Source organism: Leisingera sp. ANG-Vp, assembly GCF_000813725.1.
Classification (GTDB): domain Bacteria; phylum Pseudomonadota; class Alphaproteobacteria; order Rhodobacterales; family Rhodobacteraceae; genus Leisingera.
In genome coordinates, this window is sequence record NZ_JWLD01000029.1 from 1 (window position 1) to 13524 (window position 13524).

Genomic DNA, 13524 nt, shown 5'->3' on the forward strand with positions numbered 1-13524 from the left:
GCATCAAGCTTGGCCATGGCAGCAATGCGATCGATGCGGGCGCCGGCAAGAACCGGATTTCTGCAGGCGATGGCGGCAACACGGTGCAAACCGGCGATGGCAAGGATGACATCAAGCTGGGCCATGGCGCCAACACCGTCACGTCAGCGGGCGGAGACAACCGTATCGCCGCGGGCAACGGCCAGAACACGATTGAGACCGGCGGCGGCGCGGATCAGATCAAGGCCGGAGATGGCGGAAACACCATTGTCTCTGGCGGCGGTAATGACCGGATTCAAACCGGCAGAGGCGACGATCGGATTGACAGTGGCGAAGGCAGTGACGACGTCAATGCCGGGGCAGGCTACGATGTCGCGGTATACAGCGGCAGCTTCGATGATTACGCAATTGACCTGAACCGCTACAGGGACGGAAAGGGAAGTATCTCCATCACAGGCCTGGCAGACGGCGCTGGCGATCAAGGCAGCGATGTCCTCAGCGGTGTCGAAGCACTGTATTTTGAGGCTGAGGACTTTTTGTTCGATTTGACCGATGCAGGCAGTATCACGCCGCAGGACAGCGCGGTTGCTTTCGAAAACGCTGGTGATACGTCTTTCGCCATCGAAACTCTGATGGGAACTGACTGGGGGCAGCAGTCCCGCTTTGCCAGCGTGTCTTTTGACGCGCAAAGCGCAGGCGGAGTTCAAGTGGAATTTGACGGTGAAACCGTTACCTACAGCGCCGAGGACCTGCTGGAAGGTTTGGGGGCCGGGGAAGAGTTTCAGGACAGTTTCACCTACACCGTTACCGATCTGTTCGGGGATGAACGGACAGCAACGGTTGAAGTGACCCTGATCGGGGAAAACGATGGGCCGGTTGCTGGAGACGACAACCTGAATGGTGGTTTGAAACCATTCAACGGCTATACTCCTTTGCCGGAAACGGTTGTTCAGTCGGAAGGGACAGTGCTTCCCTGGGGGACGGCAGTGGCTCAATTGAAAGGCGGCGGGCATGTTGTAGTCTGGCAAGCACACGAGGTGATCGGCTCCGATGAGAGAACGGACATTTGGGCCAAGATCTACGATGCCGATGGCAATGTCGCGACTGAAACGTTCCGGATAAACAGCTTCACCGAGCTCAATCAGGTTGATCCGGACGTCACCGTTCTTAGCAATGGCAACGTGCTGTTTAGCTGGCTCACCGACTACGATGCCGAAGATGACAAAAACGATTTCGCAATCCGTATTTTCACCGCAGAGGGAGAGCCGGTAACCCAAGAATGGGGAATCAATGGGAGCGCTGAGGAAAATGTTGGGGACACAAGAATAACCGCGCTGAAAGACGGCGGCTTTGTTGCGGTCTGGACAACCTCCAACAACCAAACTGAAACTGACTTCCGAATGGCTGTGTTCGACAATGCGGGACAGAAAGTCAGCGAGGAGATCTTACACAATCTGCCAGGAGAAGGCACCGCCGACGCAATTTCGGTAACTGCTTTGGAAAACGGGGGCTATGCGGTGGCTTGGCCTCAATCTGATTACGACTATTATTCGCCAGGCGGCACGAAGGCGATCAAGGTCCAAGTCTTCGACAAAAACGGTGAAGCCGCTTCGGATGTATTCGAAGTATCCGGATTGAAGGGGCGGATCGGCAGCGTGCCTGACATCACGGAAGGCCCTGACGGACAGCTGCTGGTCGCTTGGAAAGCGTACACTCCAAACTCTTCTGAAGAATTTGGTGTCTTCGCGAAAATCATCGACCAGCAAGGAAATGAGCTCACTGGCACAATCGAGGTCAGTGATAGAATGGGCTCCTCTTCTTCAACTGTTGAGATAGCCTGGCTGGATGACGGCAATTTTGTCATCGCCTGGAGCGCGCCTGGAGACAGCGATGCATCAAGCCCCTGGGCAAGGCATCCTGGCATCTGGGCCCGTGTTTACAGTTCGGATGGGGATCCGCTTGGTGACGCCTTTGCGGTCAATCAGCAAACCGCGGACAATCAATCATATCTCGGCATTGATGCGCTTGAGGGGGGACGGTTTGTTATCACGTGGGGCGACAATCATGGCGGTGATGCAGTCAGGTCCCGTGTGTTCGAGGGGAGCGGTGCCTCCGCTGAGCTGCCTTTCGGCACCGAGGATGAAGTCTCAAGTATTTCTGTTGCAGACCTGTTGGCGAACGACAACGATCCGGACGGCGAGCCCCTGGTGTTTTCACTTTCATCAGCCACCAGCGAAAACGGCGCCGCGCTCACCTATGATCCAGCGACCGGCACGGTGTTCTATGATCCTACCGGCGCCGCGGCAGTGCAAGCGCTGAACAGCGGTGAAACGCTGACAGACAGTTTTACCTACACGGTCACTGACCCCCATGGAGCGTCTTCCGAAGCCACGGTTACGATTGTGGTCGGTGGGAAAAATGAGGCCTTCCTGGCCGTCGATGATCAACTGGGTGAGATGCCAGTGCAGGTTGGCGACCTGCACGCAGATGATGAGTTCACGGTCAACGAAACGGATTTCCAGCACAGCATCCGGCCTGCGGTGGCCGCCAAGGGAGATGGCGGCGCGATTGTGGTTTGGGATGTGTTCTCAAGCTCAACAGGCAAGTCATCAAGCGGCATCTGGGGCCGGATCACCGGTGCCGACGGCAGCACATCGGTGGCCGAGTTCGAAGTGACGGGAGCTGACGTGATGGCTTCGACCCCGTCTGTGACGCTGCTGGACAATGGGCGGTTTGCGGTATCCTGGTCGGAAAGCGCGCCGGCCGAAAACGAATACGGATATGCGACAGTTGTCAAAGCCCAGGTATTCAATGCTGATGGCTCTGCCGGCAGCAGCATATTCCAAGTGTCCGGCTCCTATCCCGGCAATCAGTCCGATGCTGAAATCACAACGCTCAGCAATGGAAATATTGCCATTGTGTGGCTGTCCAGAGACGCGGAATACGATCAGGGTGTGCAGCTGAAGGCAGCGGTCTATGCGCCTTCCGGCGCAGCCGTCGCTGCCGAATTTGTGATTGACGGCGTGCAGGACCTGAGCACCGGTTTCCTGGGGACACCGCAGATTGCGGCCAAACCCGAAGGCGGTTTTATGGTCAGCTGGAACGACACCGATTCCGTTCGAACCGCCGCCTTCAGCAACAGCGGCGCAGAGACCGCCGCTCCCAGTGAAATGACTGCGGACAGCGGAAATGGTGCCTTTGGCAGCGCGAGTGTTTCAGTCAGCGATGACGGCAGCTATGTGGTGGTCTGGAAACACCGTGATGCCAGCGACCATCACACCGGCGACGCCAGCCTGCATGCCGCAGTGTATGAGGCGGACGGCTCGCTCCGGGTAGAGGAGTTTGTCATAAAAGCCGCCGATGGCTCCATGCGCTATGGCACAATGAGCCAGGTCGAAGTGCTGCCGAACGGGCAGTTCCTGGTTGTCTGGGATGCCTATCCTGAACCGGGCAATTATGCCTTTGACATCTACGCGCAGATCTTCAATCCGGACGGCACCGCCGCCGGGGATGAGTTCAAGGTGAACGAGTATTCATCTCACCACCAGTACCAGGCTGACATTGCCGTTCTGGATGATGACAGTTTCATGATCACCTGGGAATCCTATACCGCAGCGCACTACAGCAGCAGCGAGATTGTGGCCCGGGTGTTCGACCTGGACGGGACAGTGATCGAAGGGCATTTCTCGACTGAAGACGAGGTTGCTGAAATTTCGGTGCAGGATCTTCTTGCAAATGATGACCTTGGCAATCGAGGTGACCTCATTTTTGCCCTGCCGGAAGCCGTCAGCGAACATGGCGCGGCCCTCCGTTACGACGCGGCAACCGGAACTGTGTTCTACGACCCCTCTGAAGCCGAAGCCCTGCAGGCTCTGGCAGAGGGCGAGGCATTGGAGGACAGTTTTAGCTACACATTGACCGGCGCAGATGGCAGCACGAGCACTGCATCCGTGACTGTCGTCGTCCGCGGGCAGAAGGACGTTGTCGTGGCATCCGACGACCGCCTGTTCTCTCACGGTCCAGTCCAGGACATGAGCCTCGACAGCACCGGAGAATGGACCATCAGCGCGGCTGAGCGTGAAAACCACATCGCCTCTGACCTGGCTCATTTGGAGGGGGGCGGATTTGTGGTTGTCGGGGCCAGGGACGGCGATTCCTTCAGCCTTTCGAAGAAGGACGGTGTATGGGGGCAAATATTTGATGCATCCGGGAGCGAGGTTACGGCCCAGTTCCAGATTTCCAATGTAGACGGATACTACAAGACCCCGAAAGTTGCCGATATCGGAAACGGCCAGTTTGCAGTCGTTTGGGAAGTTCATGGGTCGCTGCGGGACGGCGACAGCTCTTTCGGTCCATTACATCGCCACGTGAAAGCCCGTATCTACAACGAAGATGGCTCCCCTGTGACGGATGTCTTCTTGGCAGCTGCTTCGGAGACCGAGAGGCTTTCTGATCCGCAAGTGGCTGGGATAGGTGACGGAAAGTTTGTTGTTTCCTGGCATGCCAGGGACACTCAGCATAAACCTCCTGAGAAGATAAATGCCGCGGTTTTCGACGAGAACGGCACAAGGCTGACCGAGGATTTTCCGGTCTCCCAATCATGGGAGTCTGCCGGGGACATCCATTCGGTGACTGCGCTGGCGGATGGCCGGTTCACTGTCGCCTGGCAATACGACAGTCTGGACGACTCAACAAAAGAAACCTATTTCCGCATCTTTGAAGAAGACGGGCAGGCAGTTACAGGGGAAATGCTGGTCGCAACTGGGCATGGCGCAAACTACGCCTATGTGGAAACCGCCCCCCGTGAAGACGGCGGATTTATCATCCTCTGGGAAGATACCGACTACGTGCAAATAGAACTGAAAGCGACGATCTATGATGCCAGCGGTTCAGTTGAGGTTGAAGATATCACCCTTTCTACAAGCTCAAGCAGCTCCAATTTTACCACCTTGCCCGATGTCGAATTCCTGCCGAATGGCCAGTTTGTTGCAGTTTGGAATGACAAGAGTGAACACCCATCAATCGACGGAGACGTTTCCGAAATTTGGGCGCGCGTGTTCAATGCCGACGGCAGCCCGGCCACGGAAATAATTCTTGTGAATGACCAGATCCAAGGGTACCAGCTGGGGGCAAGGGTTGCGGTTGCCGGGGAAGATAGTTTCGTGATCACTTGGCATTCGCCGGACGCCGAGGGGACTGGCTCCTCGGAGGCCCGGGCCAAGATCTTCTCCTTTGACGGGACTGTTGTCGAAGAAGCCTTTACCGATGAGGATCAGGTGGCAAAAATAGATGTCGCCGGCCTGCTGGAAAATGATGACCAGGCGGAAGCAGATGAGCTGATTTTTGCTCTGGCGGATGCCCAGAGCGAATACGGGGCCGCCCTCAGCTATGACGCTGATGAGGGGACTGTGTTCTATGACCCAACAGCCGCGGCCGGCATCCAGGGCCTGTCGGACGGCGAGGTTCTGGAAGACAGTTTCGCTTACACCATTTCCGACGGAAACGGCGGCACTTCCACCGCGACGGTGACCATCGTGGTCGGCGGTTTGGATGATCCTGGCACCGGCATCTCCCCTGAGGATCACGGCATGCTGATCTAGACTTGCACCTGCCGCAAGGCCCCTCACTATGATGCGGAGGCTGCAGTGCAGCCTTGGCCTCACCCCGCTCCCTGTCTGATCCTCATTGGTGTTGCCAATCCTTTAACCGTTCATCCTCGCATGGGACTTTTCCATGGAACTAAGCCATGACGCATTGAGGCGACCCTGTCGCAATTGGCCGCTTAAGACTCCGTTGTCAGAGTATTGCGGTACAAATGGATACTCACACGAACCGATCCTCAAGCGAGCTGGTTGCTGCAATGTGGGCCAGCTTGGCAAAAGGCCTGATTTGAAATGAAGAATGGCCGTTCCCGCGGTGGTTTTCGGCCAAGATTGATCGGCTTATCGGCACACAGGCCTGCCGATGAAGGCTGAAGTGCTACCCGGCCTGGCATCTGTTTATCTGGGCCTTGGCCGGGCGAGGCAACCTCTCCCTGCCGACGATATTGCATAGCCACTGGAGGGAGCAGTCTGACTTCATGTTTCACTAGATGAGCGCAGCGGTCTGCCAAGAATACTTTTGCGCCGGCGTTGAAAAGGCAATTGAGAGCAGATGTTTCCTTGTTTCGGCTCCAATGCCTATTCGGCTGCCCTGGCCGCCGGGCTAATACACAACGATACAAAACTCCCGCGGATCTTTGCGGCGGACTGGTCTATGGTTTGAGGCCATGAACAATGCCCCCCATATTCTGATTGTCGATGACCATCGTGAGATCCGGACGGCGATAAGCCGCTATCTGGAGAAAAACGGAATGCGGGCTTCCTGCGCCAAAGACGCGGGGGAAATGGATTCGCAGCTGGCTGCGTTCAAGTTCGACCTGATAGTTCTGGATGTCATGATGCCGGGCGAGGACGGGCTGTCTGCCTGCAGCCGGCTGTCGCGTGCCGGGCAGCCGCCCGTTCTGCTGCTGACCGCACTGGGTGAAGAGGACAGCCGCATCGCCGGGCTGGAAAGCGGAGCCGACGACTATCTGCCAAAACCGTTCAACCCGCGGGAGCTATTGGCCCGCATCCGCGCGATCCTCCGCCGCACAGCAGGACAGGCGCCGCCTGCGGGCCGGTTTGCGGGGCAGCGGGTGCGGTTCGCGCAATGGGTTCTGGACTGCGACCGGCGTGCTCTGACCGATGAGGAGGGGCAGGAAACGGGCTTGACCGGAGCGGAGTTCAAGTTGCTGGTCACGCTGCTTGAACGCAACCGGCTGGTTTTGAGCCGGGACCAGCTGATGGAGCTGACGGCCGGGCGGCCTGCGGCGCCGGCAGACCGGACGATCGATAACCAGATCAGCCGGCTGAGGCGGAAAATTGAAATGGACCCTTTGCGCCCGCGCCTCATCGCAACGGTCCGCAACGAGGGCTACTGCCTGGCGGCAGAAATCGAAGTTGAAGGCGAATGAAAGTTTTTCCGCAGAGCCTGCGTGCCCAGTTGATGCTGCTGGTTCTTATGGCGCTGGCGGCGGCGCAGGTTGTTAACCTGTTCTGGTTCGCCGATGAGCGCAGTTTGGCTGTCCGCGCAGCATTGGGGGCCGAAGCGGCAGAGCGCGCTGCCAATGCGGCGCTGCTGCTGGAGGAGGCGCCGCCGTCGCTGCACCCGTCGATAATCCGCGCCGCCAGCACACCGCTGGTTCGTTTCGGTATTGCCGGCAGGCCATCGGTAGACCACAGGACGCATGATCAGGGGGGCGCTGCGGAAGCACGGGTCCGGGCCTTTCTGGGAGAAGGCTTCGGCGGCGAAGTCCGCGCGGAACTTCATGAGATTGACAGCGCCAAGCTGCCGCTGGCCTATCTGAACCCCGAAATGGCCAAAGCGCACCGCGAGATGATGCGGGGGCAGATGCTGGCAATTGAGCTGAAATTCTCCATCGAGCTGAGCGATGGCCAATGGCTGAATGCAGGCACCCTGTTTGAACGGCCTCCGCTGCAATGGCCGGTGCATTCAATTGTCACCTTCGCGCTTTCGGCCGGTTTCATCCTGACTGCGGTTTTCTGGTTCGTGCTGGCACAGGTGGCCAGGCCGCTGGGCAGGCTCGCCATAGCGGCCGAAAACCTGGGGCCGGAAAAGAAGGTTGCGGTGCTGCCGGCTGCCGGGCCGCAGGAGGTCCGCGAGCTTGCTGGTGCCTTTGACCGGATGCAGGACCGGATCTCCGGGCTGGTCGCTGAGCGGACCAGAATGCTGGCGGCTTTGGGGCATGATTTGCGGTCGCCGCTGACTGCGATGCGGGTCCGGGCCGAACTCATTGAAGAGGATGAAACGCGGACCAGCATGGTATCTCTGATCGAAGAGATGCAGGAAATGGCGGAAACCACCCTGTCCTTTGCGCGCGGCCTCTCGGCCTCGGGCCAAGCTGAGGACTGTGATCTCGGACAATTCCTCGAAGATCTGTGCAGGGAGATGCCGGAGGGGTTTCTGCTGGAGCATGGGGAGCAGGTTTCCGTTTGCCTGCACACCGCCGCAATGCGCCGGGCGCTGCGCAATGTCATCGAAAATGCACTGCGCTATGGCGGTTCCGCGCGGGTTTCTTACGGTGTGCACGAGGGCTGCGCCCGGATCGCAGTTGCGGACGATGGCCCAGGCATCGCGGAGGCCGATCTCGAAGCGGTTTTCGAACCCTTCCTGCGGCTGGAAAACTCGCGGTCTCTGGCAACCGGCGGCCATGGGCTGGGGCTGCCGATTGCGCGCTCGATCCTGCGCGCGCATGGAGGGGATGTTTCATTGCGCAACAGTGCTGGAGGCGGTCTCTGCGCTGAGCTGACCCTGCCGCTGGGCAGTGCCGGGCGGCAGGGCTGATAAAGGCGTGCCGGAGGCTTGAGCTAAATGCAGTCATCAGGAGTATTCTTCACGGCTCCATCTGGACCTGCCAGGAAGATCAGTATCTCCTTGTAGCGGATCCGGGTGTCCTCGTGCTGCTGATAGAAGCGGAACAGCTCTTTGAGCGGGGCAGAGAAATCCTTGTGCGCCGCGAGCACCGCGATCAGGGCGCCCAGGGTGATGCGCTCCTCCAGCACAAAGTATCCGCCTAGGGAATAGAACAGGAACGGTGTCAGCGCTGTCAGGAAATTGTTCAGGGCCTTGGCAAAGAATTTCACCCGGTGGATGCGGCGGCGGATTGCTTCCAGCTGCCGCAGCGCCGCTGCGGTCGCTAATACCTCGCCCGGATAGTCCAGCTCCGGGTTCAGCTGCCCTGCCAGGCTGCGGGCAAGGCGGCGCATCTCCTGAATGCGCTCCCGGCTCAGCCGGTTCACGATCCGCTGCAGATAGGGCAGCAGAAAGAGCTGCAGCGGCAGAATGGTCAGTGCAGCCGCGCCCAGGATCGGGTCCTGGATGAACATGAACAGCAGTATCGTCAGCAGCGTCCCGCCCTGGGTCACCGGCAACGCCGCCAGATCTGCTGCGAAGCCGCCGATCGGTTCGGCTTCCTGACCCGGAATCTGCACAAGCTCGCTTTTGCGGGTGCGGCCGGTTTGTTTGCGCCAATGGCGGTAGATGTGCAGCCGCAGGCGCCTGAGACAGCGTTCGGCGAGCCGCCCTTTCAGCACATTCAGCAGATATTTCCCGGCGCCGTTCAGCGTGATCGCCAGCAGGAAAACACCGCTTAGAACTGCCAGATGCTGCGCGGCGCTGAGGTCGTAGCCCAGCAGGTTCAGCGGAGCGTGCGATTTGCTCAGGACGTTGTTCACGATCTGCTTGGGCAGTTCCAGCGAGAGATACAGCACCGGCAGCAATGAAAGGCTCAGCACCAGCAGGGGAAACTGCTGGCGGCGGGTGGTCCGCACAATGTGGGCAAGCAGATTGCGGTCAAGCCCCGCAACGGACCCGCTCGCAGGGAGGGCTTGGCTGGCGCTGGGAGGCCGCCGCCGCAGGCGGAACGCCCGGATCAGCAGGTACCCGGCGAAAACCGCTAGCAGCGCAGGCGCCAGCAGTAAGACCAGATGCATCGCCGGATGCACCCATTCCGGCGAGGTTTCATCATAGCTGAAGCCCAGCCGCTTGGCGGCCTCATGGGCAAAGGAATGGTAGTGCGGAAGCGGGTGCTCGGCCGTCATTGAAACCGGAATTCTGAAAGGAAGAAAAACGCGGCGGCCCATTGAGAGCCGCCGCGCTGCGGTACCGCTGCCTGAGGGGCGTGGCAGCGGCACTCAGCAGATCATTGAACCGCAACCTGGCCGAACATGCCGGATTCGTAGTGCCCCGGGATCAGGCAGGCGAATTCGAATGTGCCGCTATTGCTGAAGGTCCAGATGATTTCGCCGCGCTTGCCGGGCGCCAAAGTGACCGCGTTCGGCGTGTTGTGCTGCTCCATGCCTCCGGCCATGGCCTCCTTGTGCATGGCGTTGCGTTCGGGCGTGTCCAGAACAAACTCGTGATCCAGCTCGCCCTTGTTCACCACCAGGAAGCGAATGGTTTCGCCCTGTTTGAACTGCATGGCGGAAGGGGTGAAAATCATCTCCCCGTCGTCAGTTTCCTTCATAATCACTTTCACTGAGCGGCTGGCCTTGCTGCGGGTGCCGGGCATGCCAGCTGCCATCTGTTCGCTGTGGCTGTCATGGGCGCCATGGCCGTTGCCGTGGTCCGAAACACCAGCCAGAACAGGTGCGCCGGCCTGGGCGGCCAGCGCCGCGAATATGAAAAGCTTCTTCATTGGTATCTCCATGATTTCGAGAGGGAAATTGCCCTTCAGCCACCGAAACCGTGGCGGGAAGGGGTTGAGCCAGGCCAGGCTGCCCCGGCCGGGTTTGGTAGCTTCAGAACATCAGACGCGTCCCTATGACGACTGAGAACACGCCGTTCTCTTCACCGCTGGCACGCAGCAGATCGGCTGTGCCGCCAAAGGATTCCTCGTAGTTGACGCCGATGTAGGGAGAGACCGCCCGGTCGATCAGGTCATAGCTGAGCCGCAGCCCGGCCTCGATCGTGGCGCCGCCAGATGCTTGATCGTAGACAAGGTCATCCTGCAGCGGCACCGTCAGTTCCAGGCTCGGGACCAGGATCAGGCGGTTGGTCAGCAGCGCCTCATACTCGCCTTCAAAGCGGAAGAACGAATGGTCCGACAGGTACAGATCAGCGTCGATCTCGAACCATTGCGGCGCCAGTCCTTTGAGGCCCAGCACCGCGTTGTAGCGGTCCGGCAGACCGTCCGGCGTGCTGGCCTGCACTCCCACGACAGCGTCGAAAAAGGTGGAGACCGGGAACTGCAGCCGCAGCTGGTTTTCCAGGGCTTCGAACCCGCCGGCTCCCTGTACCCGTTCGCCTTCGCTGCGCCAGACGAGTTTCAGCTCGTCGGTGCCGATCATGGTGTCGAAATCCCAGACAAAGGCGTCATCGCCGTCGCTTTGCCTGTATTCCAGCTGCTCGGCCTGAAAGCCGTAGATCAGCTGCTCTGCGCCGGCGGGGGCGGACCAGAGTGCCGCCGCACCGGCCGCGGCGAGGGCCGCGTTGCGTGTCTTGCTCATGTGTGTCTCTTTCTAGTCTGTCGCGGTCAGGCCGGGCCGCCTTCGATGATCACCTTGCGGAACATGCCCGCATCAGCGTGGTAGGAGAGGTGGCAATGGAAGGCCCACTGGCCGGTCACATCGACTTCGGTCTCGGTATAGACGGTGGTGCCTGGCGCCACGCTGATGGTGTGCTTGATGGGATCGCGGCGGCCCTTGCCGGTGTCCAGGATCGACCACATGCCATGCAGGTGCATCGGATGCGCCATCATGGTTTCATTGACGAATTTGAACCGGACCCGCTCGCCGTACTGCAGCCGCAGCGGCTCGGCCTCGGACAGTTTCTTGCCGTTGATCGACCAGATGTAGCGCTCCATGTTGCCGGTGAGGCGCAGCTCGATCTCGCGTGTCGCCGGACGGTCCCTATAAAGCGGCCTGCGGGCGCTCAGGTCGTCATAGGACAGGAACTTGCCGCCGTTGGCCGCACTGGGGGTCAGCCCGCTGCCCGCCGCGTAAAAACCCTCTTGCTCGCCCGCCATCGCCATCTGATGCCCGCCATGGTTCATCCCGGCCATTGTGCCGCCTTTGGATGCCTTGGCGCCGCCCATGCTGTGCTGGCTGTGGTCCATGCCGGCCATCACCTCGGCCTTGGCTGGCGCGGCCATATTGTGCTGGCTGTGATCCATTCCTGCCATGGACGGGCTGTCAGAGGCGGCCTGCATCTGGTGCTGGCTGTGATCGGTGCCCGGCATCATCATCACGCTGTCGGACATGCCGGTGTCGCTACGCATCACATGGCCTTCCATGCCCATGTGGCCCATCATGCCGGACATATCGGCCATCGTCAGCCGCGGCTTGGGCCGCATTACGGGAACCGGCCCGGCCAGGCCTTCGCGCGGTGCCAGGGTGCCGCGCACCATCGCGGTGCGGCCCATGGATTCCGCCACAATGCTGTAGGCGCGGTTTTCGCGGGGCTGCACGATCACGTCATAGGTCTCAGCCACCGCAATGCGCAGCTCATCCACGGTGACCGGCTTCACGTCATTGCCGTCGGCCTGCACCACGGTCATCTTCAGCCCTGGGATCCGCAGGTCGAAATAGGCCATCGCGGACGAGTTGATCAGCCGCAGCCGAACCTTCTTGCCCGGCCTGAACAGGCCGGTCCAGTTCTGCGCCGTGCTTTGGCCGTTGATCATCGGGGTGAAGCCTTGGACGTCTTCGATGTCGGTCGGCATCATCCGCATCCGGCCCCACATCTTGCGGTCTTCCAGTACCGCCTTCAGGCCCATGCTGCCGGAATCCTCGATCAGATCCTGCAGCGTGCGCTGCGAGCGGTTGTAGTAATCCGCCGACATCTTGAGATTGCGCATGATCCGCTTGCCGCGGTGCGGGTGGGTGTCGGTCAGCTGCACCACATAGTCGCGATCCGCCCGCACCGTTTCGCCGCGTTTCGGTTCGATGACGATGGCGCCATAGGCCCCGTCCGGCTCCTGAAAGCCGGAGTGGCTGTGGAACCAGTAGGTGCCGGCCTGCACGATCGGGAACTTGTAGGTAAAGGTTTCACCCGGCTTGATGCCGTCAAAGCTGATCTTCGGCACCCCGTCCTGGTCGAACGGCAGGATCAGCCCGTGCCAGTGAATTGAGGTGTCCTGGCGCAGATTGTTGGTCACATTCAGGGTGACTTTTTCGCCCTCCCGGAAGCGCAGGATGGTCGGGGTCTGGCTGTTGTTGTAGCCGACACCGGACTTGCGGAAGTCCCCGGCGTCGATGCGGATCTTGTCCACGGTGATGTCATAGGTCCCGGCCTGGGCCGCGGCAGCCGCGGACAGGGCAAGGGCCGCGCCGGCAATGGCCGCGCGCAAAAATACGATGGGTGGCATCGTCAGTCCTTGTATTGATTGGGAGTTCGTCTGGGGATCCACTGCAGGCAGCCGCGGGCGCTGCGCTCAGTCAGGTGCTGAGACACGAATTCAGTGCGCGCGAGGTTTGCCGGTTTGCACCTCAGGCTGATGGCGGCCCGGCAGCAGTGGTTTCAGTCTTGGAATTCTACGCTTTGGGAGGCGGAAGATGCGCCTCGGGCGCTGCCGATGACAGACCGGCGCCGTTTATTAGAACGGTCAGTTTGCCTGTGTTTTCGGCAATGGAAGGCTGCTGCCACGGCTGGAGCGCAACAGGCACCTCGCAGGCCGCCGCCTTGTGGCAGGGGCCGGGGCTGGCGTGGCTGTGACCGTCTGCCTTTTCATGCTGGGCGACGGCTGCAGCCGCAGACTGACCTTCTGTCTCCGCGGTCAAGGGGGCAAGAAGCGCGGACATCGCCAGCATCAGTGCCAGCGCCAAAGCTGTCCACAGTTTCGCCGCCCTTTGGCGCATCCGGAATCCCTTCTCTTTGCTTACCCCGTTTAGCTAGCCGTCGCAGGGGCGCAACTCAAGGATACGTTTTGATACATTGAACTGCAGCTGCTCAACAGGCAGCCTGTCTGTCGGGCCTTGCAACGACGAGCCGCTAGATGTTCGCAGC

The 13524-nt window shown here is 60.1% G+C and carries 7 protein-coding genes; 3 read left to right on the forward strand and 4 right to left on the reverse strand.

Annotated features, from left to right (window positions below; translation table 11 throughout):
• Window positions 1–83 precede the first annotated feature (83 nt).
• The 3 genes from RA20_RS10800 (at window position 84) to RA20_RS10810 (ending at window position 8364) form a co-directional block, all read left to right on the forward strand.
• Window positions 84–5579: an Ig-like domain-containing protein gene (locus RA20_RS10800; RefSeq protein WP_206540104.1), complete on the forward strand. Its 5496-nt coding sequence runs from the start codon at window positions 84–86 to the stop codon at window positions 5577–5579.
• Between the two features lie 668 nt (window positions 5580–6247).
• Window positions 6248–6973: a response regulator gene (locus tag RA20_RS10805; protein ID WP_039128103.1), complete on the forward strand. Its 726-nt coding sequence runs from the start codon at window positions 6248–6250 to the stop codon at window positions 6971–6973.
• Window positions 6970–8364, forward strand: coding sequence for an ATP-binding protein (locus RA20_RS10810; RefSeq protein ID WP_039128105.1), 1395 nt, complete (start codon window positions 6970–6972; stop codon window positions 8362–8364). The genes RA20_RS10805 and RA20_RS10810 overlap by 4 nt, the downstream gene beginning before the upstream one ends.
• Before the next feature lie 23 nt (window positions 8365–8387).
• On the opposite strand, the gene RA20_RS10815 is transcribed toward RA20_RS10810, so the two are convergent.
• The 4 genes from RA20_RS10815 to RA20_RS10830 form a co-directional block, all read right to left on the reverse strand.
• Window positions 8388–9620 (reverse strand): ABC transporter transmembrane domain-containing protein, encoded by a 1233-nt coding sequence (locus RA20_RS10815; RefSeq protein WP_241482240.1) that lies wholly within the window; start codon window positions 9618–9620, stop codon window positions 8388–8390.
• A gap of 101 nt (window positions 9621–9721) precedes the next feature.
• The gene (locus RA20_RS10820; protein WP_039128108.1) at window positions 9722–10216 is read right to left on the reverse strand and encodes a cupredoxin domain-containing protein; all 495 of its coding nucleotides are present in this window, start codon (window positions 10214–10216) and stop codon (window positions 9722–9724) included.
• A gap of 103 nt (window positions 10217–10319) precedes the next feature.
• Complete coding sequence (locus RA20_RS10825; RefSeq protein ID WP_039128112.1) at window positions 10320–11027, reverse strand: copper resistance protein B; 708 nt, start codon at window positions 11025–11027, stop codon at window positions 10320–10322.
• Between the two features lie 26 nt (window positions 11028–11053).
• Entirely contained in the window at window positions 11054–12928 is a 1875-nt protein-coding gene (locus RA20_RS10830) for a copper resistance system multicopper oxidase (RefSeq protein ID WP_275041461.1), read from the reverse strand.
• Between the last annotated feature and the right edge of the window lie 596 nt (window positions 12929–13524).

Bases quoted from the DNA above. Each gene is read 5' to 3' on its own strand.
- RA20_RS10805 (WP_039128103.1), top strand. From the start codon at position 6,248: ATGAACAATGCCCCCCATATTCTGATTGTCGATGACCATCGTGAGATC.
- RA20_RS10810 (WP_039128105.1), top strand. From the start codon at position 6,970: ATGAAAGTTTTTCCGCAGAGCCTGCGTGCCCAGTTGATGCTGCTGGTT.
- RA20_RS10815 (WP_241482240.1), bottom strand. From the start codon at position 9,620: ATGACGGCCGAGCACCCGCTTCCGCACTACCATTCCTTTGCCCATGAG.
- RA20_RS10820 (WP_039128108.1), bottom strand. From the start codon at position 10,216: ATGAAGAAGCTTTTCATATTCGCGGCGCTGGCCGCCCAGGCCGGCGCA.
- RA20_RS10825 (WP_039128112.1), bottom strand. From the start codon at position 11,027: ATGAGCAAGACACGCAACGCGGCCCTCGCCGCGGCCGGTGCGGCGGCA.